Origin of the sequence: Roseofilum halophilum BLCC-M91 (genome assembly GCF_030068445.1) — a bacterium.
Taxonomy (GTDB): Bacteria; Cyanobacteriota; Cyanobacteriia; order Cyanobacteriales; family Desertifilaceae; genus Roseofilum; species Roseofilum halophilum.
The window spans coordinates 17,756-39,125 of sequence record NZ_JAQPOK010000148.1; the positions used below are offsets into that span (position 1 = coordinate 17,756).

The 21,370-nt window shown below is 45.0% G+C and carries 30 protein-coding genes and 1 riboswitch; of the genes, 19 read left to right on the forward strand and 11 right to left on the reverse strand.

Going from position 1 to position 21,370, the window contains the following annotated elements; genetic code table 11:
• Positions 1-49: 49 nt before the first annotated feature.
• A complete protein-coding gene (locus PJF56_RS18885; protein WP_283764259.1) occupies positions 50-736 on the forward strand; it encodes a Uma2 family endonuclease in 687 nt (228 codons plus the stop codon).
• A gap of 204 nt (positions 737-940) precedes the next feature.
• Here PJF56_RS18885 and gifA read toward each other — a convergent pair whose 3' ends face one another.
• Together gifA and PJF56_RS18895 are read right to left on the reverse strand one after the other, a co-directional pair.
• Entirely contained in the window at positions 941-1,399 is a 459-nt protein-coding gene (gifA, locus tag PJF56_RS18890) for a glutamine synthetase inactivation factor IF7A (RefSeq protein WP_283764260.1), read from the reverse strand.
• Between the two features lie 51 nt (positions 1,400-1,450).
• Positions 1,451-1,523, reverse strand: a riboswitch (Glutamine riboswitch).
• A gap of 71 nt (positions 1,524-1,594) precedes the next feature.
• Positions 1,595-2,146, reverse strand: coding sequence for a 2'-5' RNA ligase family protein (locus tag PJF56_RS18895; RefSeq protein WP_283764261.1), 552 nt, complete (start codon positions 2,144-2,146; stop codon positions 1,595-1,597).
• A 47-nt stretch (positions 2,147-2,193) separates the two neighbouring features.
• Between PJF56_RS18895 and PJF56_RS18900 the strand changes: the two genes are divergently transcribed.
• The 10 genes from PJF56_RS18900 to PJF56_RS18945 all read left to right on the forward strand — a co-directional run bounded on the left by PJF56_RS18900 (position 2,194) and on the right by PJF56_RS18945 (position 8,401).
• The gene (locus PJF56_RS18900) at positions 2,194-2,460 is read left to right on the forward strand and encodes a YciI family protein (protein WP_283764262.1); all 267 of its coding nucleotides are present in this window, start codon (positions 2,194-2,196) and stop codon (positions 2,458-2,460) included.
• 23 nt (positions 2,461-2,483) lie between these two features.
• A complete protein-coding gene (smpB, locus tag PJF56_RS18905; RefSeq protein WP_283764263.1) occupies positions 2,484-2,951 on the forward strand; it encodes an SsrA-binding protein SmpB in 468 nt (155 codons plus the stop codon).
• Between the two features lie 7 nt (positions 2,952-2,958).
• On the forward strand, positions 2,959-3,498 hold the full coding sequence (locus PJF56_RS18910) for an HD domain-containing protein (RefSeq protein WP_283764264.1): 540 nt from the start codon (positions 2,959-2,961) through the stop codon (positions 3,496-3,498).
• Positions 3,499-3,504: 6 nt separating this feature from the next.
• On the forward strand, positions 3,505-4,308 hold the full coding sequence (locus PJF56_RS18915; protein ID WP_283764265.1) for an ABC transporter permease: 804 nt from the start codon (positions 3,505-3,507) through the stop codon (positions 4,306-4,308).
• Between the two features lie 44 nt (positions 4,309-4,352).
• Positions 4,353-4,991: a lysophospholipid acyltransferase family protein gene (locus PJF56_RS18920; RefSeq protein ID WP_283764266.1), complete on the forward strand. Its 639-nt coding sequence runs from the start codon at positions 4,353-4,355 to the stop codon at positions 4,989-4,991.
• Between the two features lie 38 nt (positions 4,992-5,029).
• Complete coding sequence (locus tag PJF56_RS18925) at positions 5,030-5,317, forward strand: DUF2288 domain-containing protein (protein WP_283764267.1); 288 nt, start codon at positions 5,030-5,032, stop codon at positions 5,315-5,317.
• 53 nt (positions 5,318-5,370) lie between these two features.
• Entirely contained in the window at positions 5,371-6,207 is an 837-nt protein-coding gene (locus PJF56_RS18930; RefSeq protein WP_283764268.1) for an SDR family oxidoreductase, read from the forward strand.
• An 18-nt stretch (positions 6,208-6,225) separates the two neighbouring features.
• On the forward strand, positions 6,226-7,008 hold the full coding sequence (locus PJF56_RS18935) for an endonuclease/exonuclease/phosphatase family protein (RefSeq protein ID WP_283764269.1): 783 nt from the start codon (positions 6,226-6,228) through the stop codon (positions 7,006-7,008).
• Between the two features lie 96 nt (positions 7,009-7,104).
• Complete coding sequence (locus PJF56_RS18940) at positions 7,105-7,497, forward strand: hypothetical protein (RefSeq protein ID WP_283764270.1); 393 nt, start codon at positions 7,105-7,107, stop codon at positions 7,495-7,497.
• Between the two features lie 76 nt (positions 7,498-7,573).
• Entirely contained in the window at positions 7,574-8,401 is an 828-nt protein-coding gene (locus PJF56_RS18945) for an ion transporter (protein ID WP_283764271.1), read from the forward strand.
• A 10-nt stretch (positions 8,402-8,411) separates the two neighbouring features.
• On the opposite strand, the gene PJF56_RS18950 is transcribed toward PJF56_RS18945, so the two are convergent.
• The gene (locus PJF56_RS18950) at positions 8,412-8,777 is read right to left on the reverse strand and encodes a YkgJ family cysteine cluster protein (RefSeq protein ID WP_283764272.1); all 366 of its coding nucleotides are present in this window, start codon (positions 8,775-8,777) and stop codon (positions 8,412-8,414) included.
• A gap of 154 nt (positions 8,778-8,931) precedes the next feature.
• On the opposite strand from PJF56_RS18950, the gene psb30 reads away from it, so the two are divergent.
• Together psb30 and PJF56_RS18960 are read left to right on the forward strand one after the other, a co-directional pair.
• Positions 8,932-9,063, forward strand: coding sequence for a photosystem II reaction center protein Ycf12/Psb30 (gene psb30 / locus PJF56_RS18955; protein ID WP_271936453.1), 132 nt, complete (start codon positions 8,932-8,934; stop codon positions 9,061-9,063).
• A gap of 127 nt (positions 9,064-9,190) precedes the next feature.
• On the forward strand, positions 9,191-9,496 hold the full coding sequence (locus PJF56_RS18960; RefSeq protein ID WP_283764273.1) for a hypothetical protein: 306 nt from the start codon (positions 9,191-9,193) through the stop codon (positions 9,494-9,496).
• A gap of 19 nt (positions 9,497-9,515) precedes the next feature.
• Here the strand turns inward: PJF56_RS18960 and PJF56_RS18965 are convergent, their stop codons facing one another.
• The gene (locus PJF56_RS18965) at positions 9,516-10,073 is read right to left on the reverse strand and encodes a DUF2179 domain-containing protein (RefSeq protein ID WP_283764274.1); all 558 of its coding nucleotides are present in this window, start codon (positions 10,071-10,073) and stop codon (positions 9,516-9,518) included.
• Between the two features lie 214 nt (positions 10,074-10,287).
• On the opposite strand from PJF56_RS18965, the gene petP reads away from it, so the two are divergent.
• On the forward strand, positions 10,288-10,482 hold the full coding sequence (gene petP, locus PJF56_RS18970) for a cytochrome b6f subunit PetP (RefSeq protein ID WP_283764275.1): 195 nt from the start codon (positions 10,288-10,290) through the stop codon (positions 10,480-10,482).
• Here petP and PJF56_RS18975 read toward each other — a convergent pair.
• Complete coding sequence (locus PJF56_RS18975) at positions 10,468-10,596, reverse strand: hypothetical protein (protein ID WP_283764276.1); 129 nt, start codon at positions 10,594-10,596, stop codon at positions 10,468-10,470. The genes petP and PJF56_RS18975 overlap by 15 nt on opposite strands.
• Here PJF56_RS18975 and PJF56_RS18980 point away from each other — a divergent pair.
• The 3 genes from PJF56_RS18980 to PJF56_RS18990 all read left to right on the forward strand — a co-directional run bounded on the left by PJF56_RS18980 (position 10,595) and on the right by PJF56_RS18990 (position 14,588).
• On the forward strand, positions 10,595-11,761 hold the full coding sequence (locus tag PJF56_RS18980) for a Get3/ArsA fold putative tail anchor-mediating ATPase NosAFP (protein WP_283764277.1): 1,167 nt from the start codon (positions 10,595-10,597) through the stop codon (positions 11,759-11,761). The genes PJF56_RS18975 and PJF56_RS18980 overlap by 2 nt on opposite strands.
• Before the next feature lie 42 nt (positions 11,762-11,803).
• On the forward strand, positions 11,804-12,808 hold the full coding sequence (gene chlG / locus PJF56_RS18985) for a chlorophyll synthase ChlG (protein WP_283764278.1): 1,005 nt from the start codon (positions 11,804-11,806) through the stop codon (positions 12,806-12,808).
• Positions 12,809-13,127: 319 nt separating this feature from the next.
• On the forward strand, positions 13,128-14,588 hold the full coding sequence (locus PJF56_RS18990; RefSeq protein ID WP_283764279.1) for a sensor histidine kinase: 1,461 nt from the start codon (positions 13,128-13,130) through the stop codon (positions 14,586-14,588).
• A gap of 10 nt (positions 14,589-14,598) precedes the next feature.
• Here the strand turns inward: PJF56_RS18990 and mutL are convergent, their stop codons facing one another.
• The 4 genes from mutL to PJF56_RS19010 form a co-directional block, all read right to left on the reverse strand.
• Complete coding sequence (gene mutL / locus PJF56_RS18995; RefSeq protein WP_347179587.1) at positions 14,599-16,278, reverse strand: DNA mismatch repair endonuclease MutL; 1,680 nt, start codon at positions 16,276-16,278, stop codon at positions 14,599-14,601.
• Positions 16,279-16,369: 91 nt separating this feature from the next.
• Positions 16,370-17,410 carry a hypothetical protein gene (locus PJF56_RS19000; protein ID WP_283764280.1) on the reverse strand — a complete coding sequence of 347 codons (1,041 nt, stop codon included), beginning with the start codon at positions 17,408-17,410 and terminating at the stop codon, positions 16,370-16,372.
• 120 nt (positions 17,411-17,530) lie between these two features.
• Entirely contained in the window at positions 17,531-18,949 is a 1,419-nt protein-coding gene (locus tag PJF56_RS19005) for a radical SAM/SPASM domain-containing protein (RefSeq protein WP_283764281.1), read from the reverse strand.
• A 140-nt stretch (positions 18,950-19,089) separates the two neighbouring features.
• Positions 19,090-19,314: a hypothetical protein gene (locus PJF56_RS19010; RefSeq protein ID WP_283764282.1), complete on the reverse strand. Its 225-nt coding sequence runs from the start codon at positions 19,312-19,314 to the stop codon at positions 19,090-19,092.
• A 191-nt stretch (positions 19,315-19,505) separates the two neighbouring features.
• On the opposite strand from PJF56_RS19010, the gene PJF56_RS19015 reads away from it, so the two are divergent.
• Together PJF56_RS19015 and PJF56_RS19020 are read left to right on the forward strand one after the other, a co-directional pair.
• Entirely contained in the window at positions 19,506-19,847 is a 342-nt protein-coding gene (locus tag PJF56_RS19015) for a DUF433 domain-containing protein (RefSeq protein ID WP_283764283.1), read from the forward strand.
• A gap of 1 nt (position 19,848) precedes the next feature.
• Positions 19,849-20,199 carry a DUF5615 family PIN-like protein gene (locus PJF56_RS19020; protein WP_347179588.1) on the forward strand — a complete coding sequence of 117 codons (351 nt, stop codon included), beginning with the start codon at positions 19,849-19,851 and terminating at the stop codon, positions 20,197-20,199.
• Between the two features lie 197 nt (positions 20,200-20,396).
• Here PJF56_RS19020 and PJF56_RS19025 read toward each other — a convergent pair whose 3' ends face one another.
• Positions 20,397-20,756 (reverse strand): hypothetical protein, encoded by a 360-nt coding sequence (locus tag PJF56_RS19025; protein WP_283764285.1) that lies wholly within the window; start codon positions 20,754-20,756, stop codon positions 20,397-20,399.
• Complete coding sequence (locus PJF56_RS19030; RefSeq protein WP_283764286.1) at positions 20,753-21,298, reverse strand: hypothetical protein; 546 nt, start codon at positions 21,296-21,298, stop codon at positions 20,753-20,755. The genes PJF56_RS19025 and PJF56_RS19030 overlap by 4 nt, the downstream gene beginning before the upstream one ends.
• Positions 21,299-21,370: the final 72 nt, after the last annotated feature.

The following is a 21,370-nucleotide window of genomic DNA, read 5'->3' on the forward strand; positions in this document are numbered from 1 at the left end:
CTCTTATCTCAATCAGGGTACAATGTCAAAAAAATTGTCACTTAATCCTATGACTTTCCTCATCGCCGATCCTCGCCAAAATGAACTGCCGTTACCCCTGTGGCAACCCTCTAGCTGGGAAAACTACGAGGTTTGGCGCGATCGCGACTGTCCCGAACGAATCAAGTTATACTACTACCAAAATCAACTCTTAGTCGAAATGGGTTCGGAAGGCATTAATCACTCTAATATTGGCGATTTATTTGCCATCCTCTTTTTTATCTGGTTCAGTCAAAAATCTTCCCAAATCTCCAATTCATTTGGAGGGTGTTTATTAGAAAAAAACAACCAAAGTTCGGCTGCGCCCGATCTAGTTCTCTATATTGGAGACAATTATCCCACCTGGAATCCTGGAGAAAAACGCTATATTGATTTAGATCGCTGGCGCGTCCCCGATCTCGTCGGTGAAATTTCCGATACCACCCTATCGAGCGATTTAGATCAGAAAAAACACTTGTATGCTTCTTTAGGTATCCCTGAATATTGGGTGATTGATGTCAGAGGACGGCGAGTGTTGGCCTTCGAGCTACAAGAGAATAACCAATATAAAGAATGTACAACTTCTCAAGGTTTATCGGGTTTACCCATCGCACTTCTGGAACAAACCCTTGTCCGTCTACAAGAAGCTAGTAATATCACCGTTGCCCATTGGTTTTCTGAGCAGATTAAATCTTTGGATATTGGCGAGCATGAATAAAATACAGCATTGGAATTGCTCTATTCTCCAGCTTGAAATTAGATACTTTAAGTTCCGGAAATTGAATTGTATCAACCACACTCCTAATACAGATTGTTTTAAGATTTTATCGCTCAATCCCAAAAATCTCCCCCCCAAGAGTCTTGGAGGGAGATTAAGACTAGATTATTTACCAACTAAGAAGCTCATCCTTGTACAGCGTTTCTAGCTGTAAGAACCGATATGATGCTCGTAGTTTACCCGGAATGTGGGTTGAATTTTGCCTTGAATGCGGCTCCAATATTTGCCAGCATCAGCAGTTAAACCGACTTCTGTCGCTAAACGGCCGAGCATGGCTTGTTGACGGGTTTTGATGCTGCGATCGCGGGAAATCATTAACGCTCTGGCTTTTTCCGTTACCGATCCAGCCACTGATGCTACAGCAGCAACCACTGGGGTAACTGGTGCAACCTCTGGAACCGCTTGGGGTGCTTCTGCTTCGCTGCCGACATGATAGCTCAGTCCGCGATATTTCAGATCTACATTGGTTTGCATCACGGGGGCTTTCTTGAGGTTGCGGAACCGCCATTCTAAACCGCGATAGGTTCCACCAACCTTTTCTTCTCCCATTTCGACAACGGGAGGATTGTATTCGTAAGTAAGTCCGCGATAACGAAGTTCCATAGCTTTCGCCTCCTAAGATAATCAAACTCGCTTTGTTTCATCGTTAATAGAGGCGCGTTCCTTCAGGATTTCTCCTTACTTCCGTCTTACTCAACTCCACTGGAAGTGATTTCAGATGAACGATTTATCCTTATCTTTCTGTAGTGTACGATACGGTTTTGGCGATCGTCCAGTGATATCAACAAAACTTTACATTTATCCAGTGAAGGCAAACTCAGCAAAGGACTGCCAGCGTTGACCGTTATGGTGCAGGAGCGTCAGACTAGGGGCTATAAAGGTTTCCTGGAAAGGACGATGCTCAAACTGTGGCCAGGCCTGACGGAAGTTTTTCGGTGTTAAGTCCCGAAAGGCAACGGTGACATGGGGTTGAAACGGTCGATGGTGGGGCTGCTCGATCCCTGGGAGGGTGGTTTGGATATGGCGGCGAAGGGCCGGTTGTAGGGCCATCAGTTCAGGGGTTTTAACCACATGGACGTAAATGACTCTGGGAGGAAAGGCCGCGAACCCGTCGAGTTGGATGGGGATGGGGGAATGATATCCCACAAACTCCGCTAAGGACTCTTCCACCTGTTGGATATTGCCGGGTTCCCACTCAAAGGGCGGTTGCAGGGTAATATGGGCAGGAGCATTAAATGCCTTACGACTCTGGTAGCGATCGCTAAACTCCTGCTTAATCTGCTCCACCTGCTCCTGAAGCCCAGAGGGAAGCACCAAGGCCACAAAAAAACGCTGTATCGTCCGATTCATCGCTAAAATAAGAAAAGACTCATCTAACTCATAGCCGCTATTTCATTATGCCTTGGTTTGCCAAAATCGAATCCGGAATTGTTGATAAAGCGACCTTCGATCGGTACGTTCCTGCCCATAAAGCCTATGTTCAAAGCCTAGTGGATAAAGGGCATAAAGCACGGAGTGGGTATTGGTACAGGCGAGGCGGCGGCATGTTGATTTTTGAAGCCCCATCTTGGGAAGAAGCGGAGGCGATCGTTCAACAAGATCCCTTGATTATCAACCATTGTGTCACCTACGATCTCTATGAATGGTGTATTGTCGTTGAATAAAGAGAAGAAATAGAGGAAAAACCATGGCTAAAACCGGTAGCGGACATAAAATCTTAAGTGATAACCGGAAAGCGCGATATTTATACGAAATCTTAGACACCTATGAAGCCGGGATTGAATTGCGGGGAACCGAAGTTAAATCAATTCGCGAAGGACGGGCTAATTTACGGGATGGCTATGTGTTGATTCGCAACGAAGAAGCCGTCTTATTGAATGTGCATATTTCTCCCCATAAAACCACAGGAAATTACTTTAACCACGACCCCTTACGCACCCGCCGATTATTGTTGCACAAAGAAGAAATCCGCAAACTCATCGGCAAAGTTGAACAAAAAGGCTTAACCTTAATTCCCCTTAAACTCTACTTAAAATCAGGATGGGTGAAAGTCGCCGTCGGTTTAGGTCGAGGGAAAAAACTCCATGACAAGCGTGAAGATATCAAACGCCGTGACGATCAACGGCAAATTCAACGAGCAATGAAAAACTTTTAGTACATCCATGACCATTGAAACCCATATTCCTTTATTAGAAGCCATTCTCGGAGAATGGAAATCTGTGATTGGCAGTCAATACGAACCCTATAAAAACCATGTCTATCGAGTGCTGAATTTCTGCTTTATTTTTCATCAATGTCAGGAGGACGATCGCGAAAAGTTAATTATTGCCGGTTGTTTTCACGATCTGGGCATTTGGCCCGATGATAGGGTGGACTATTTACCACCCTCGATTGAATTAGCCAAAACCTACCTCAAAAATCAAGGTAAGCAGTCATGGTCTACGGAAATTGCTTTGATGATTGAGATGCACCACAAAATCACCTCGGTGCATAACTGCAAATACCCTTTAGTAGAAGTCTTTAGAAAAGGAGATTGGGTAGATGTGTCGAAGGGGTGGAGATCCTTTGGATTACACCGAATTTATATTAAGGAAGTCTTGAAAACTTTTCCAAATTTGGGATTTCATGATAACTTGCTGCGCTTAACTCAAGAAGAACTTAAAAAGCATCCCCTTAACCCCTTACCGATGATCAAATGGTAGGAACAGATGTCCACTAGCTATATTTCCATTAGTGTGGGTCAATTGATTGGTTCATCCCTGTTAATTCTGATTAATATGGGATTATCGGTTTATCTGCGCTTAGGATTAGAGAAAACTTTGGCGATCGCCACGATTCGCATGGTCGTGCAATTATTGTTAATCGGATATGTCCTCAATTGGCTGTTTTCCTTATCCAATCCGATCGCCATTTTAGTGCTGGCACTCCTGATGGCCAGTATCGCTGGCATGTCTGGCGTGAACCGAACTTCAAGGCGCTTTGTGGGCATCTATTGGCGCTCCTTTGTCTCGATTTTGGTGGCTGCGTTCTTCATTACCCAATTCTCGATCCTGGCTGTTATTCAAGTAGAACCCTGGTATAATCCCCAGTATTTAATCCCCCTACTGGGTATGATTCTAGGAAATGCCTTAAATGGAGTTTCCCTAGGCTTAGAGCAGTTTATGGAGAGTTTAGTCACCAATCAGGGCAAAATTGAAACCCTCCTGAGCTTAGGAGCAACCCGATGGGAAGCCACCCATGCCGAAGTCAAACAAGCGGTTAGGCGCGGCATGGTTCCTATGATTAACTCGATGATGGTGATGGGGGTGGTCAGTTTACCAGGGATGATGACCGGTCAAATTTTGGCCGGAGCAAGTCCCCTGGATGCGGTGCGCTATCAAATTATCATCGCTTTTGCGATCGCCTCTGGAACCGCCCTAGGAACCCTCGGTGTTGTCCTGCTCGCTTGGCAAGCTCTGCTCAGTCCCTCCCATCAGCTCAGACTCAGTAAATTAACGAAAATCAAACCCTAAATCACCCTGCTTAAACAACGGTTTACCCATTACCCATTAAAGCCATGACTCAAAACCGCGAACCCTTGGAAAGTCTTGTTCTTTACCACCTCTTCAAGTGGTCTGTGGTCAGTCCCATGCTGCATGTGTATTTTCAAGGTCGGATTTACGGCGCTGAAAATGTTCCCCAAGAGGGGCCCTTAGTGGTCGTCAGTAACCATGCCAGCCATTTCGATCCCCCCATTGTCTCCAACTGCGTGCGGCGACCAGTTGCTTTTATGGCCAAGGAAGAATTATTTAAGGTTCCGGTATTAAAACAGGCCATTTCCCTATACGGGGCCTATCCCGTCGAACGAGCATCTGCCGATCGCAGCGCCATTCGTAATGCCTTATCCGCTCTAAAGGAAGGATGGGCAACGGGATTATTTTTACAAGGGACTCGCACCAAAGACGGCCGCATTACTTCGCCCAAATTAGGTGCAGCCATGATTGCGGCTAAAGCACAGGCTCCTTTATTACCCGTGAGCTTATGGGGTACGGAAAAAATATTGGTTAAAGAGACTCCGATTCCCCGTGCTGTCCCGGTCACGGTTCGCATTGGCTCCTTAATCGATCCGCCGAAAACCACTAAACGGGATGAGTTAGAGCGGGTTACTGAAGTCTGTCGGGATGCCATCCATGCACTGCATGACTTAGGGCGGTAAAATAGGCAGGTGCAGAATTACAGTTGATAACTTTAAACATGGAAGATATTCGGGAGCGCCTCACGCAAGAAGTCGATCGGGCACAATGGCAGTGGCTCAAACCCCATATTGCTAGGGATAATGTGGTCGTGGTGAATGAAGGATTAAATTTAGTCGATGTGGGAGTGGCGATCGCTACTGATGAAGTGACCTCCGTACAACACTGGATCGGCGAACAACTGATTACTAAACCCACTCTGGAACAATTAAACCATTGGGAGCGTACCGCAGATCAACAGTTTGAGGCTCTCATTGTCCAACCCTATGTTCTGGTGCAAGAAGCCTAACTCTATAACAATTGGTAAAGTTTGTTCAAAAGGCCAGGGGCAGGAATTGAGGTATGAAAATTGCAATTATTGGATGTGGCTATGTGGGAAGTGCCTGTAGTCGTTATTGGCTCGATCGCGGACATCAGGTGACGGTGACAACGACAACACCGGAACGGGTGCAGGATTTGCAGGCGATCGCCCATCAAGTTAGAGTTGTACAAGGAAGCGATCGCTCACAACTCCAGAGCATCATCCAAGACCAGGATGTTATTCTCCTCAGCGTAGGAGCAAAACGCACCCACCGCACCCCAGAGGGTTATCGAGATACTTATTTGGGAACGGCTCAAACCCTGGTTTCTGCCCTGGAAACTGCGCCCCAAGTGCGACAAATTATTTATACCAGTAGCTATCAAGTGTATGGCGATCGCCAGGGCAACAGCGCCGATGAAACCACCCCAGTGGCTCCCGTTTCTGAGAACGGAGAAATTTTAGCCCAAACGGAGCGGGTGCTTCTGAGTGCCCAAACTCCAGATCGTCAGGTTTGTATTTTGCGCTTGGGGGGAATTTACGGCCCCAATCGGGAATTGATTAAAATTTATCGCACCCTGGCAGGAACCGCACGGCCTGGAACTGGACAAGAAGCCACCAATTGGATTCACCTAGAGGATATTGTGGGAGCGATCGCCCATAGTTGCGAGAAAACATTAGACGGCATCTATAATTTAGTCGATGATGCCCATTTAACCCGCCAAACCTTGCTCGATCGCCTATTGAGTTTACATCAATATCCTGCCGTCACCTGGGATGCCAGCTTACCCGACCCCAGACCCTACAATGTTTGGGTGTCGAACCAGAAAATCAAGGAGACAGGGTATCAGTTTCAGTATGGCGATCGCCAGTTAAATTAGTCCTCCAATGCTCCTGCCATGAAACTTAAACTGATTACCGCCAATCTTCGCTACGACAAACCCGATCCAGGAGATTCTAATTGGCAAGTAAGACGGGAAGCCATAGCCGGGTGGATCTCCCAAGAGCAACCCGACATTCTGGGAACCCAAGAATGTTTGGCCCATCAAATGCTCGACCTCCATCGTCGCTTACCCGAATATCAGAGTATTGGCAGCGATCGCCAGGGCAACGGGCGCGGAGAATATTGCGCCATCTTCTATCATTCTCAGCGTCTAAAGTGTCTCGAATCTGGAGAATTTTGGTTAAGCGAAACCCCAGAAATTCCCGGTAGCATCACCCCAGAATGGGGCAATCATCAACCCCGGTTTGTCACTTGGGGCAAGTTCATCACCCCAGAAAACCAACCGATCGTCGTTTGGAATACGCACCTCGACTATAACAGTGCCCTCGCCAGAGATTTGAGCGCCAAAGTTATTTTAAGTCAACTCAATCACTGGCCAGATCGACAATCCTATCGGTTTCTCATGGGCGATTTTAATGCATCTCCCCAGACTCAACCCAGGCAAATTTTAGCCCAAGGAGCGATCGCCCATCGCCCTTGGTTTGATGCCCTAGCAGATATGCCCCCAGAAGAACAAAACAGCTATCATGAATTCACCGGTAAAGCTTGGGATGCCGTAGATACCGTTTACTATGATGCTCGCTGTTCTCTCTTATCCGCTAGAGTCGAGCGATCGCCATGGGAAGGCATATTCATCTCCGATCACTTTCCCGTTATGGCACAAGTGTTACTCAAATAACAGTACATTGCAGTAAAATGGGGCATCATCCATAATAACCCCTAGGGTCTGACCCTAATCTGAATGGATGTAAACCTATTTAACTGTTTTAATATCATGAAATTTTCCTACTTCGTCGGTGGTGTCATGGGTTTGGCGATCGCCAGCACCGCCTTATTCGGTGCTTCCGCTCAAGGCTGCTTTCTGAACAAGTCTTTTGGTGAAGGAACTACTGAAAATCAGCCTCCCGATACCCCTATCAGTCAAGTGGCTCATCCCCATACCCATAATGGAGCCAACCCTCTGGCTGTCGTAGCAGGTTTAGCCGGTATTGGCGGACTCGGTGCTGCTGGAATGATGCTCAAAAACCAAGCTGCTGCCCAAGTCAATGCTGAAGTTTCTGAAACCCCAGAACTCAACTATGAAGTAGAAACCGTCGTTACTGATGTAACCGTTGAAGCCCATACGGATCGGGAAGGGAGCGATCGCACCCTAACCTCCGTCGGCTAATCTTTCAGGAGTAGGGTGGGCAATGACCTACCCTACTTGATAATGGATTAATTATTAATTATTAATTATTAATATTTTGACTTCTCACCTCATTTCCCCACGTCAAACCCTCAATCAATGGTTAGGCATTGAAACTCTACTAGGGAAAATCTTCAATCTCAGCATTATCACCCTCGTCCTGATCTCTGCTGCCATTTTCGTCATTCAAACCTACGATCTTCCCCCCAATATCTATCAAAATTTAGATCTAGCCAATACCTGGATTCTAATCATCTTTATTTTAGAATATCTACTGCGCCTCTGGTGTGCCGAACAGAAACTAGAGTATTTCTTAAGTGTCTATTCCCTCATCGATCTATTCATCTTCATCCCCTTCATTTTCGGGTTATTTAGTATTAAAATAGGATTCTCAGAAAACCTGATTTGGTTTCGGATCTTTCATCTCCTGCGCTATCTGCGGGACAAAACATTCTTGGGCATTATCAACTCAGAAAATGACCTCATTGTTACCCGTATCTGTTTTACCCTCTTTTCCATTATCTTTGTCTATTCAGGCTTGATTTATCAGATTGAACACGCCATCAATCCCCAAGCCTTTCGCCACTTCTTTGACGCTCTTTACTTCTGCATTGTCACCATGACAACCGTCGGATTTGGGGATATTATTCCCCTTTCCGAAGCCGGACGTTGGATCACCTTAGCCATGATTTTAACAGGAATTGCCTTAATTCCTTGGCAAGTCGGCGATTTAGTCAAACACTTTGTTCAAAACTCTCAAAAAGTGCGGATGGAATGTCGAGACTGCGGTTTATTGTTCCACGATCCCGACGCGAAATTTTGTAAATATTGTGGCTGTAGTTTAAGTGAGAAGATAGAAAACTCCAAAAGAGTTGCTCAGGGATAGTCCTTCAACCTCAACTCTCCCGTGTCTCTAAACCGACTTCGCGCCGAAATCGGAGCAACTCCAAAGAGCGATCGCCATAAACCCCCTCAATTTGCTCCTCACAGCACTCTATCGCAAAATCATTCAACTCATCCGGTTCAATACCAAACATCCGTTCATAGACATCCGCTTGCACTCGACAGAATTGGGGACGGTCTAGATAAATGGTACATTCTTTGCTTAAATGGTCAAAGTGGATGCACCAGCCATCAGCCCCCACCAAACTGTAGTAGAGTTCTAACTCACTAGGGGATAGGTATTGGTCGAGATCCGGTCGTTCATCTGGATCGAGATGGCAGCACGCACCACAGTGTTTAATACAACGCCAAGTTGCCATAAAGCTACTCCGTAAGCTGGATTGGGGAATTGGGCTACACTTTATTGAGTTTTGTTAACTTCCTTAAAGCCTGGGGTCGATCCCCATGTAAAATCAGAAGTTGCATTCTATTTATTAAATTGCATCAACTCCTAGGGTTGAGTGTGGAGGAGACATGGATTTTATCACAAATTTGTTCACAGGCATCGATTGGATACTCATAGCCCAACTACTAATGCTAACATTAGTAGTGGTAGCTGGCCCAGCCGTTATCTTTGTTCTATTTTTGCGAGGTGGCGACCTCTAGTTTATCGTTCACTCCTTACGCACGAAAGCCCGATATAGTCGGGCTTTTTTTCATTAAAGGGAGGGACGGCTCGAAACTGTCCGATCTCAAACCCTTAAAATAATCTTTGAGTCTATAGATACTGATTATGGCTAAACTCACCATTCGTACTCTACATAAAACCCTGGCTCCCATTGTTCTCCTGCCCTTATTTACCACAGTCTTTACAGGGGTTTCCTATCGGTTAGCCAAAGATTGGTTTGGATTAACCCGCGATCAAGTCCATATCCTCATGGTGATTCATGAGGGAGAGTATTTAGGGAAAACATTTGAATCTTTTTATGTTTTACTCAATGGCTTGGGTTTGCTGTGGATGTTGATTACAGGGTTAACGATGTTAATTAACCATTGGCGCAAACAGTGGCGCATGAGAGCCAAAAGCCTTGAGAGTTGATTGTCAATGTTGTCCAACCTTAACGACGTTTCAAGCGGGCAAACCAGCCGGAAAAATTTTTCGGTATGCTATAACGCTGTAAATCGGCTGTGGTAATTTGCTCAATAGTGGTCAGGGCATCTGGATTTACCGACCCCACAGTTCTTAAGACCAACTCTCGCTGACGGGCTGGGATAATACAAAATACAATCCGCACTTCTCCCTTATCTCCCTGGGCATTGAGAACCGTCGCTTGTAGCCCTAACTGGTGTAATGCATCCGCCACAGGAGGCGAATCCGTGGGAGCAATCACCCGTAAAAGATTTTCACCCAGAGCTAACCATTGCTCAATGGTGGAACCCACAAATGTGCCCATAGCATAGCCACCCGCAAAGGCTACAAACTGACTCGGATTCTGGAGACTCGTCAGCACTTTGGCCGTGGCAATCAACCAGAGGATAGATTCGAGAAAACTCAAGGCAGCCGCAAGCAAACGATATCCTCGAACCAGCATACTAATTCTGAGAGTTCCTAGGGTAACATCCCCTAATCGCATGGTAAAGATGAATAGGATTTCTGGCCAATTTTCAAGCAACATAAATTAGGTCTTCCGTTAAGACTCGATGAAGAAATTGGGAGTTGAGGGTTGTCCCCACGCCACCTAACTCTCAAGTGTCTATTTTCCACGGTCGATTCTCAACTGTCTACTCTCTCGTGTAACCGATGGGAGCGTTCAACGGGAAAGATTCGGCTAACGATCCCCCATTGCTATACACTGTGGAATTGGAGAACATCATAAACAGATGGAATAAATGGATATTGGTCAGAAGGTAAAAGTAAAGGGTTTAATCGATCGCATCCCTGCTAATCTGGTAGACAAAATCAAGCAGAACCCTGTAGGGACAATCACCGGCTATAAAATGGTCGATGGGTCGGGTGTCGGTTTTGTGGTTGACTTTGGTCAATTTTCCACCTGGTTCTTTGAAGAAGAGCTAGTGGCAGTTTAAGACGACTCCATCGAGAATCCACAGTGACCATTGGCTTGGCCGTTGGTCACTGGGAACCGGTGAAAAGGCTAAACTGGGACAACAGCGTGATTGTGAAGGGTTAATAACAGACATGGCTCTGATTTTGACATTTTTGGGTAAGGGTGGCACAGGTAAAACAACCCTGGCCATTGCTACAGCTAAACAAATGGCCAGTGCGGGCAAACGGGTGCTGTTGGCCCTGTCTGAACCGCCTGCGGTGATTGGATTAATGTTGGGCCAAGTGGAGGGGACTCCTGGGGCCATTGAAACGAATTTGGAGGCGGTGAACCTCCGGAGTGCTGCTTTATTAGAGCGCAGTTGGGAAGATGTGAAGCAACTGGAAGCGCGGTATTTACAGAAGCCGTTTTTTAAGGAAGTGTTTGGTCAAGAGTTGGGCGTATTGCCGGGGATGGATGGGGCGTTGGCTCTGTATGCTCTGCGGGAGTATGACCAAAGCGGTAAGTATGATGTGATTGTTTATGATGGAGACGGCGATCGCCAAACCCTGCGAATGTTAGGAACCCCGGAAATTATGAGCTGGTATATCCGTCGGTTCCGGGATGTGATCGTCAAATCTGATGTAGGCCAAGCCCTATCACCGTTTTTAGGGCCCATTAGTAGCGCCATTTTGAATGTAGACCTGTCTCAGGATAATTTTGCCGCTCCCACTCAAGAAGCCAATTCAACCCTGGATGAAGGCAAGGCCGCAGTGAACAATCCCGATCGGGTGGCGGCCTATTTGGTGACCACAGGGGATAAAACTGCCCTGGCTAAAGCCATGTATTTGTGGGGGAGTGCCCAGCAAGTGGGATTAACCGTGGGGGGCGTGATTTTGAATAAGTCTGTCCTTCAGGACACGGAGGCAGCACAGGCGGCCAATAGCTTTGAAGAATTGTATGATGCCTTCGATCATGAGGCGATCGATGTCAGCACTGCCACCGCTCAATTTGAGCCTTTGACGGTCAATATTGTCCCCTTTGACCGGAGTAAAACTTGGCAAGTGTTGCAAAATGCCCTACCGGATTTTACCCAGGCCAGCCGGGCCCCGAAACCGATTACGGTTGATGTGGCTCAAAAGACCGTGAGCTTGTTTTTACCCGGATTTGATAAGAAACAGGTTAAACTCACCCAATATGGGCCAGAAATTACCATAGAAGCAGGCGACCAACGACGCAATATCTTATTGCCTCCTCCCTTAAGCGGTCAACCGGTTAAAGGAGCTAAGTTCCAGGATCGGTATTTAAGGATTTCGTTTTAGTGATTACTATGGAAAATTTAGGACAGTAGGATATTCAGATCTATGAGTAACGACGATACCGCAGCCAATTCTACTTCATCCCGACGACGGCGACGGGGGAGCAGCGCCCAAACCCGACAAATGTTGGGAATGAAGGGTGCAGAGACGAAAGAAACGAATATTTGGAAGATTCGCCTTCAGTTGATGAAACCTATTACCTGGATTCCTCTGATTTGGGGGGTGTTGTGTGGGGCGGTTTCTTCTGGAGGGTTTACCTGGAGTGTGGAGAATGTGTTGATGGCGGCGGCTTGTATGCTGCTGTCGGGGCCATTGATGGTGGGGTATACCCAAACCATGAATGATTATTACGATGCGGAAATTGATGCTATTAATGAACCCTATCGACCGATTCCTTCTGGAGCCATTTCTACAGACCAGGTAGAGGCTCAGATTTGGATTTTATTATTGTCTGGGGTGTTCTTAGCCTATGGCTTAGATATTTGGGCGGGCCATGAGGTGAAGGTAATCACTATGATTGCTGTGTTTGGGAGCTATATTTCTTATATCTATTCTGCTCCCCCCCTGAAACTTAAGCAAAATGGTTGGCTCGGTAATTATGCCCTCGGTGCAAGTTATATCGCTTTTCCCTGGTGGGCTGGTCATGCTCTGTTTGGGCAAATGAACTGGACGATCGCCATTTTGACCCTATTTTACAGCCTTTCGGGATTGGGGATTGCGATCGTTAACGACTTTAAGAGCGTAGAAGGGGATACCAAACTGGGCTTAAAATCCCTCCCCGTCATGTTCGGCATCGGCACAGCAGCCTGGATTTGCGTGTTAATGATTGATGTCTTCCAAGCCGGAGTTGCTGCTTATCTCATTAGCATTCACGAAAATTTCTATGCTACTATCCTGCTGCTGTTTGTGATTCCCCAAATCACGTTTCAAGATATGTATTTCCTGCGAAATCCCCTAGAAAATGATGTCAAATACCAAGCCAGCGCCCAACCCTTCCTGGTTCTGGGAATGCTCGTGACTGCCATGGCTTTAGGTCACGCAGGCGTTTAAATCAACGACCCCATCCTAGGGTGGGGTTGTTGATTTACAAAAATAGTTGTTAGTCTACAAGATTTGGGTATAACCCGCCCGTACAGATCAAAACATGCCTTGTCTCTAGCCCGATCGCGATCTGTCCCAAAGGCATTATTGCTATTGATTATTAGGCATTTCTTTACAACAGGGCATGATGCAAGTAGATTTAAACGAAATTCAAGCCATCCAATCAATAAAACATTAAAAACTGCGTCTGTTTTTTCACATACCGTACCTCATATTTCATGGTGTATAATAAACGATTTAGATGGTAAACGGTATAAACATACGGAACATGACTGCCTCTCTTTTTTCTCCCAGTCTAGCTTATATGGCCCATGGTCACTGTTACCTATGGCAAACCCCCCTAGTCAGCCTTCATGTTACCAGTGATACTCTTATTGCTTTAGCCTACTTTTCTATTCCTGGGATTCTCGTTTACTCCGTATGGAAACGTCAAGATGTTCCTTTTCTGAATATCTTTATTTTGTTTGGAGCATTTATTATTCTCTGTGGAATCGGTCACCTCTTTGATGTGTGGACATTGTGGTATCCCAACTACTGGATCTCTGGAATTGAGCGAGCTTTCACAGCCTTGATTTCCTGCTATACTGCGGCAGCTATGGTTACCCTAATTCCACAATTTTTATCTCTCAAAACTCCGGAAGAACTAGCCTCAATCAATTATCAATTGCAAGAAGAAATAAAGCGTCGTCAAGAAACAGAACAAGAGCTGATAATTGCCAATCAGACTTTAGAGCAACGAGTCAAAGAACGTACCCAAGAACTGAACACTATTAATCAGAATTTAGAAGATCAAATCCAAGCTCGCATAGAAATAGAATCTGCCTTGCGGGAGTCCGAGACAAAAGAACGAGAAAAAGCAGAATCCTTAACTCAAACCTTACAGCAATTACAAAAGACCCAATCCCAACTGGTTCAATCCGAAAAAATGGCAGCTTTAGGGAAAATGGTTGGGGGTATTGCCCACGAGATTAATAACCCGATTACGTTTATTTATAGTAATATTGAGTGTAGCCGCGAATACGCCCAGCATTTGCTCAATTTAATTCAGCTCTACCAATTATATTACCCAAAACCGGTTCCGGTCATTGTCGATCAAATCGAATCTCTAGATTTAGAGTTTATTGAAGAGGACTTTGTGCAGTTACTAGACTCGATGAAAAAGGGAGCCGATCGAATTAAAAAGATTGTGTTATCTTTGCGTAATTTTTCTCGTCTGGATGAACAAGGTAGGAAATTAATTGATTTAAATTCATCTATAAAAAACACCCTAAATTTACTCTCTAGCTCTTTATTTCCATTACTCGCTAGGGGAGAAATTGAAGTTGTGCAAACATTGAATGAAATCCCTAATATTGAGTGCTACCCAGCCCAAATTAATCAAGCGATTTTGAATATTGTCGAAAATGCGATTGATGCGGTGGAAGAAAAATCAAAATCTGTGTCGGATTTTATCGGGAAAATTGAAATAGAAACTACCTGGGATTCAAATCGTACAGTATCTATTTTGATCCAAGATAATGCTTTAGGTATTCCCGATCGGATCAAGGCTAAAATTTTCGATCCTTTTTTCAGCACTAAATCTATTGGTAAAGGAACAGGATTAGGTTTGACGACTGCTTATCAAATTATTGTTGAAGAGCATCACGGAAAATTGGAGTGTACATCCCATCCAGGAACGGGCACTTGTTTTAAGATCGATTTGCCGTGTTCTTTAACCCATGACTGTTGAGAATCAATTTCTAACGCTCTTGAATGCCGTGACTTTTGCCAATTACCCAATGGCGGCGGAAAAATCGGGCTAGGGAGGTTTCTTCTAGAGAGAGGTATATGGGGCGACCATGGGGGCAGGTGTGGGGGTTGCGGGTTCTTTGCCACTGGTCGAGGATATCTTGCATTTCGGGTATGCTCAGGGGTGTACCGTTGCGGATGGCGCTGCGGCAAGCGGTGGCAACTTGAGCGGTTTCTAGGTCTCCTCCGGCGGCGAGTTCTCGCAGAGCTTCGGCGCAGTCGTCTCGTTGTTGGAGCAGTTGGGGAGCGTTGCGGATGGCGTGGAGTCCTTCGCCAAAGGGGTCTATGTCTAAACCGATACGGATGAGTTGTTCGACTTGTTTGGGGGTGAGGTGGTTGAGGATGATGGGGGGGTCGAGGGGAATGAGTTGCCAGCGATCGCACAATTGTTCGTATAAAATTCGCTCATGAGCGATGTGTTGCTCGACTAACCAGAGTCCCCCTGGATGCTCGGCGACGATGTAAGTTTGGCGAATTTGAGCCACTGCTTTGAGTTCTAAGGGGGTGGGGGCGTTGGTTTTGGGGGCGACTTGATAGGAACCGGACTTTTCGGAGGCTTTGAGCAGTTGGCCGACTCGCTCTTGGTGGACGGCTTGGGGTAGGGTGATATCACTGAGTTTTAGGGCATCAGAGATGGCTTGTTGTACGGCTTCTTGGAGCGGTTTGAGGGGATGTAAATAGATTTGAGATTTGGCGGGATGACGGTTCCAGTCGATGCGATCGCAGGATAGGTGCAAATGGAGAAAGCAGACGGGGTAACGTTTGTTGGGGACGGTGCGACTCATGGCGGCGATCGCCGTATTTTCCAGTTCGGGACATTGCACTAAACGCCCATTAACGGCAATTTTAACCCAATCGGGTTTACCGCGATGGCAGCGATCGGGTAAGCCTAAGACTAATTCTAAGTTATCTAATTCTGGATTAAGTGCCTCTTGCTCTAGGGCAACGTCCCGAAAACACAGATCGCTCACCTGTACATCCCGCAATAGTTGGGGCAGAATCGATTGGGCATTTTTCCCCGGACTAATGGTAAACCAGGGGCGAGAATCTTGGCTGACTTTCCAGGCAATGTTGGGATGACAGAGGGCAATATTTTGAATCAGGGTTTGAATGGCTCGCAGTTGTTGGGGAGGAGAGGGAAACCCTTGGCGACGCAATGACCAAGTTTCAAACAGATGGGAAACTTCTACAATTGTACCCGGAGCGATCGCCACCGCATCAATCATATCCGGTTCTCCCAAGGCATTATACTGAACTCGCCATCCTTCCCCCTCACTGCCTCGACTCCAGATTTCCAGTTGAGAAAGTTGGGCTAAACTATGGAGGGCTTCACCACGAAAACCTAAACTGGTAATGCGATCGAGATCGGTAATCGTATGAATTTTACTGGTCGTATGCGATCGCGCCGCCTGAATCAAATCTTCTCGATTCATACCCTCACCATTATCCGCCACTCTCACGCGCCAGTTTTGCGGCCAAATTTCAATTTCCAGCCGCGTCGCACCCGCATCGAGGGCATTTTCCACCAATTCTCGAACCACGGCGGCGATCGAGTCAATCACCTCACCCGCAGCGATCCGATGCACCACATCTGGCGGTAAAGATTGGATGGTAGAGACAGGAGAATCGATAATGGATCGGGGAATCTAAACAGCTTCCCTATTTTCGCATATGGCGCTACGGGCTGGAATCGGGGGGGGAGGCGATCACGAAATTTTGACGCTATACAGTTTTACAGTATTCTTTAAAAATTCTCTTGATTTGCCTTGGACAATGCTCCCATTCTTCTATATCCTTTAAAACTTCGTCTCTAAAGAGACAGAAAGTTTCAATATGTGTTGCTTCCAAAAATCGCATGATATCAAGAACTGTTATGTACCAGAGTATAGTTAACGAAGTTGCGTCACGACCTTCTACAAGAAATTGGCTAGATAAATCAATAAAATTATCTATATTAGAATCCAAGAAATAATGTTTGATTTGACACCATTGATATAGTCGTTCACTCTCATATTCACATACTAAAAGTCTCCATGATTGAAATTGATTAAAAAGGGTCTTGGCATTTTTTAGTTTCTGTCCTGCCAGCAGTAAGCCTACTTCGCCAATAATCTCACAAAGCCATGCATGAATAAACTCTGGATATTGACTAACAAGTTTACTAGAATTCCACTGCCCGATAATTGGCAGTGTTTGCCTGTTTCCTGTCAGGTACTCAACCACAGCATTTGCCAGATTAATCGCGTCTTCTTGACGATAGCGACTATAAAGACGGATAAAATTATGAACAAGTTGAATCCGATGAAGATGAAGTACAGAGTATTCACACTCTTGCTCTAGTATGTTGTCGATTTTTAGCGCTAATAGTAACCTTTTTGCCGATCTATCCCAACGCTCACACTTACAATCAACGTAGGCAGCAGCCGTCTCGAAAAAAGACCGACACAGCAGTAATGTCTCATCATTCACTGAAGCTTCCTGAAGCTGCCTAGCCGTCATATTCATATACGCGACAGATTCATCTAAAAATCCCCGTCGAGCAAACACCAGACCACGAAAAGATTGATTGCTAATTAACTTGATAAAATCCTGCTCTGGAATAGATAATCTAGACTGTAACTTTTTCTGTAGATATTCATCAAATAGTGTACCTGAAGCCACAGAAGATGGAATGATTTTTCTATCTTTTCCCATTCGATATCTTAGTAATAATTCAGAGATCTCTTCTATACAAAAATCAGTTTGTTGATTAACTTTTACCAAAAGATTACCCCTCAAGTTGATCGGCTAAAATCATCCAAGATTTTCATTTCTCAACTTACTTTATGAAAGTAATTACTGATTAAGTTGGTTTCTACAAAATCAAAGCCAACCTATAATTGATTAGATCTTAGTAGTTGGTGGATAGTTGCTTTCCGGTGCTTTATTCTTCTCCAAGGAAACTTCACAAAGAGTCAACGTGGAAAGTAGATATTTGAGAATCAAGCGCTCTTTAATGTTGTACTTAGCGGGGGGACATGGTTTGATTCTTTCTAACCACTGTTTAGGACAAGAGCCTCCACAAGTGGGCAACATGTTACAAGAATGACAAGGATACTCACCTTTTTCAACCCTGTCATAAAAACTAGAGAGTAACTCTCGTTGTTTTGGATCTTCTCCTCGATGTAAATCTCCGATTGCATAGATATTGCGTTTTTCATGGGAAGCAGTTTCAACTTCATAGGTTGGAACGTAACTCACTTCGGTACAGTTGAAAAGGTTTCCATAAGCATCTACAAGTACTGAATCCGGCTGTACTGCCATACAGACTAATTCATTTCGCTGAGGAATTAAACCCACATTGAAACCCAGTTTGACCATCTCTGCAAACCATGCAATCTGCCACGCAGCAAACTCTTCTGGATCGGGTGCTATGTCATCGACATCATTCCCCCATGGATGTACCGGTGCCACATAAAATGTTTCTATTCGCTGATGAATACCTTCTTTGACCAAGAGATGTAGAAGTGGTACAACTCCATCTCGATTCCGGCGATCTACATTGCATCTTATTCCTATCTTGAGATTGAGATTGTCATGGCGTACCACAGATGAAATATTATTAAATATTGTCCAGAATGTGGGCGAACCTTTTTTGGAATACCGTCGAGCATCATGGTAAATGTCCGTTCCATCCAGAGTTACTTCAACATACTTAACGTTATATTCTCGTGATAGTTCCTCCGCCACATCCACTGTCAAACGCAAACCATTAGTCACCAATTTTGCATAATAGTTACATCCAAATTCTTGGGCTAGTTTCTTAAATTTAGGACTAAGGCTGTGGATAAGAGGGAGGCCTAATAGAGGTTCGCCTCCAAACCAGGAAACTTCAAGAGAGCTGTAACACCCATTGGAAAGCTTCTGTCGCGCCAACTCCAGAAATCGTTCTGAGTTAGCAAGACTTAGCCCTTGCGGTGTATGTTGTTGACCGCAATAACCGCAACCAAGTTGGCAGGCAGCACTTGGTTGTACTACAAGATACAGGGTATTGTAGTTAGTAATAGCGGCTCTGTTTTGAGCTAAAATTTCGGCTAGTTCGTCTTGTTCGCTAGAGACCAAAATTTCGGCTTTTATGAGATCATTAATCATCTGACTAGACAATTGAGAGAATTTACCCTCAGCAATAGCCTTCCAAGTTTCTGCGTCACAGATCCAAGTTTTGTTTGTTCGGGTACTCAAGATAATTTGCTTGAGAGATAACTGTTGGCGCTCTGTAAAAGGCTCTGTCACAACTAGGTATCGTGAAACTTTCAAATCCATAACATCTCTCTTCTATGGAGTACAGTTTAAAGCATTAGAAACTAAGCAATACAAGCTATTGCTTATTGCTAGAGTGCCTATTGCCTAGCGCGAAGCGCTATACATTTCTGACTTCTGACTTTTAAACAAATCAAAAGCTGCTATTTACAACTAGTATCACAAGCAATATTAATACGCCTACTCGATCCAATATCATCAACAAAAAGAGGCATTAAACTCCCTTCTTGAACTGTTGAAAATTCTTCAGTTGGCGATTGTGGTCGATCTAGAAATTCGAGGTTTAGATTTAAGTCGTGGGATAATTTTAGAGTGAATGATTGTACATTGTCGCTGTCTGGGACTTGAGTATCGTTTGTTTGAGTCATAAGTTTTTGTCCTCAAATGGAATATTTTATTGACTAGGGCGTGTTATCAATCAAATTGCTTGACACTTGACAGAAGTAGATGGATAAGATGTAAGGGATTCTGGCAAGAACAATCAGGTGCTATCCACCTTGCTGCTGCTGTCATATGGCTTATTGATGATAGGCCCTAGTATAAACGAAACAAACCTTCCATGACTACCCAACTTGAATTCAAACTCTCTGCTCCACCCTTTCATTGGGATGAAGCCGGAGGTATCCGTATTGGGCAAACCCGCGTTACCCTCGATACTCTCCTCGCCGCCTATCATCAGGGTTCAACCCCCGAAGAAATCGCCATTCAGTTCCCCGTTCTCCGTCTAGAAGACATCTACAGCACCATTGCCTACTATCTCAACCACCGACAAGAATGCGATCTTTATTTAGAGCAACGCCAGCAACAAGCCGAACAGATCAGACAACAACTCACTCAAACCCACAATTTAGCTAATTTGAGGGAGCGACTACTTGCCCGTTCTCAGACAAAAGGAAACTAATGTGCGCCTACTTACCGATGAAAATTTTAACGGAGCCATATTACGAGGTTTGATCAGACGTTTACCTGAATTAGATATTGTTCGAGTCCAAGATGTCGGACTGATGAACGCTGACGATCCAGATATTCTAGAATGGGCAGCCAATGAGGGACGAATTTTGCTCACTCATGATGTCGCGACTATCACCATGTACGCTTATGAACGAGTCAATCAAGGACTACCCATGATTGGAGTCGTTGAGGTGATAGCCACAGCACCCATAGGCAGAATCATCAATGATTTAGAACTGTTTATTCTTTGTAGTCAACCCGAAGACTATGAAAATCAAGTTCTGTTTATTCCTTTCCCTTAATTTTCTAGAGTTGGAGGGCGGGTTTACGCAAGCGGACATGAATAGATAAGCTATCGGTTGGTATTCTAGATTAATGGACACACTTGTAAATTCATTCCTAATTTCCAGTTGAGAAAGATTGGATGGTAGAGACAGGAGAATCGATAATGGATCGGGGAATCTAAACAGCTTCCCTATTTTCGCATATGGCGCTTCGTTTACGGCTTTTCATTGCTTCCCATCACCCAACCATAGCTTACTAGGGCCACGATTATACTGCCGACATACACCACCCCGACAAAAATTGGGATTTGACTAATCAGGGTATATTCTTTCAACCAAATAAACGCCACCAAATAACCAGGCAGAACATTAAATCCCCAGAAGAGAGAGACTAGAAAGATGGCGGCAAAACTTTCTTCTGGATTCAAATGAGAGAGGGCCTTTTGACCAAAACAAAACCGGAGAAAGGGTTGTGAGAGCCATATGATAAAATAACCGGGGAGTCCTGCAAACCAAATCCCCAGAATGGCGATCGCAACGGTAATTAACATGGATAAAATGAGATCCGCGATCATGGGCCAATCCCGTCGTTATCCTCTTCTGAACTGGGCAGTTTTCCAGAGGTCTGAGAATTTTGCCCTAAACTTGATATGAGTTTCTCAACGGTTTCTACTTTCAGAGGTTCTGTGGTGTCTTGTTCTCTGAATTGATTTTGGCTCAATTGCATTCCTAATGCCAGAATTAATCGCTCTCTACTGGTTAATTGCTCGACTCCCATAGCTTTTGTTTCTAGAAACCCTAATACTCGTTCGAGTTCGGCTTGTTCTTCTGGTGTTAATTGGCGATTTTCTTGATGATTTTCTTGAGAAATTTTAGAGGTGGATAACCCGGCTAAAAATCCTCCTAAAACTATGCCTACCCATGCTCCTGTTGTACTTCCTTGTAACCAAGCACTGGGGCCGACCCAGAGTTGGCAGACATTGTTAAACCCCCAAGAATAGTCTTGGCACGCTTGCATTTTAGATTGAAGTTGAAAATTGCCACCGACAGCAAAACCGAAGCCACTGGAAGCTAGGGCGACTAGGGTACAGATTAAAATGCGCTGGCTCTGAGTCAATTGAGTTCAATTCAAATGAGAACGTTAAAATAATTATACGCTCTCTCTTCTATGGAGTACAGCTTGAAGCCT

Coding starts and splice junctions, on each gene's coding strand:
- PJF56_RS18885 (WP_283764259.1), top strand. CDS start 50: ATGACTTTCCTCATCGCCGATCCTCGCCAAAATGAACTGCCGTTACCC.
- gifA (WP_283764260.1), bottom strand. CDS start 1,399: ATGGAACTTCGTTATCGCGGACTTACTTACGAATACAATCCTCCCGTT.
- PJF56_RS18895 (WP_283764261.1), bottom strand. CDS start 2,146: ATGAATCGGACGATACAGCGTTTTTTTGTGGCCTTGGTGCTTCCCTCT.
- PJF56_RS18900 (WP_283764262.1), top strand. CDS start 2,194: ATGCCTTGGTTTGCCAAAATCGAATCCGGAATTGTTGATAAAGCGACC.
- smpB (WP_283764263.1), top strand. CDS start 2,484: ATGGCTAAAACCGGTAGCGGACATAAAATCTTAAGTGATAACCGGAAA.
- PJF56_RS18910 (WP_283764264.1), top strand. CDS start 2,959: ATGACCATTGAAACCCATATTCCTTTATTAGAAGCCATTCTCGGAGAA.
- PJF56_RS18915 (WP_283764265.1), top strand. CDS start 3,505: ATGTCCACTAGCTATATTTCCATTAGTGTGGGTCAATTGATTGGTTCA.
- PJF56_RS18920 (WP_283764266.1), top strand. CDS start 4,353: ATGACTCAAAACCGCGAACCCTTGGAAAGTCTTGTTCTTTACCACCTC.
- PJF56_RS18925 (WP_283764267.1), top strand. CDS start 5,030: ATGGAAGATATTCGGGAGCGCCTCACGCAAGAAGTCGATCGGGCACAA.
- PJF56_RS18930 (WP_283764268.1), top strand. CDS start 5,371: ATGAAAATTGCAATTATTGGATGTGGCTATGTGGGAAGTGCCTGTAGT.
- PJF56_RS18935 (WP_283764269.1), top strand. CDS start 6,226: ATGAAACTTAAACTGATTACCGCCAATCTTCGCTACGACAAACCCGAT.
- PJF56_RS18940 (WP_283764270.1), top strand. CDS start 7,105: ATGAAATTTTCCTACTTCGTCGGTGGTGTCATGGGTTTGGCGATCGCC.
- PJF56_RS18950 (WP_283764272.1), bottom strand. CDS start 8,777: ATGGCAACTTGGCGTTGTATTAAACACTGTGGTGCGTGCTGCCATCTC.
- psb30 (WP_271936453.1), top strand. CDS start 8,932: ATGGATTTTATCACAAATTTGTTCACAGGCATCGATTGGATACTCATA.
- PJF56_RS18960 (WP_283764273.1), top strand. CDS start 9,191: ATGGCTAAACTCACCATTCGTACTCTACATAAAACCCTGGCTCCCATT.
- PJF56_RS18965 (WP_283764274.1), bottom strand. CDS start 10,073: ATGTTGCTTGAAAATTGGCCAGAAATCCTATTCATCTTTACCATGCGA.
- petP (WP_283764275.1), top strand. CDS start 10,288: ATGGATATTGGTCAGAAGGTAAAAGTAAAGGGTTTAATCGATCGCATC.
- PJF56_RS18980 (WP_283764277.1), top strand. CDS start 10,595: ATGGCTCTGATTTTGACATTTTTGGGTAAGGGTGGCACAGGTAAAACA.
- PJF56_RS18975 (WP_283764276.1), bottom strand. CDS start 10,596: ATGTCTGTTATTAACCCTTCACAATCACGCTGTTGTCCCAGTTTAGCC.
- chlG (WP_283764278.1), top strand. CDS start 11,804: ATGAGTAACGACGATACCGCAGCCAATTCTACTTCATCCCGACGACGG.
- PJF56_RS18990 (WP_283764279.1), top strand. CDS start 13,128: ATGACTGCCTCTCTTTTTTCTCCCAGTCTAGCTTATATGGCCCATGGT.
- PJF56_RS19005 (WP_283764281.1), bottom strand. CDS start 18,949: ATGGATTTGAAAGTTTCACGATACCTAGTTGTGACAGAGCCTTTTACA.
- PJF56_RS19010 (WP_283764282.1), bottom strand. CDS start 19,314: ATGACTCAAACAAACGATACTCAAGTCCCAGACAGCGACAATGTACAA.
- PJF56_RS19015 (WP_283764283.1), top strand. CDS start 19,506: ATGACTACCCAACTTGAATTCAAACTCTCTGCTCCACCCTTTCATTGG.
- PJF56_RS19025 (WP_283764285.1), bottom strand. CDS start 20,756: ATGATCGCGGATCTCATTTTATCCATGTTAATTACCGTTGCGATCGCC.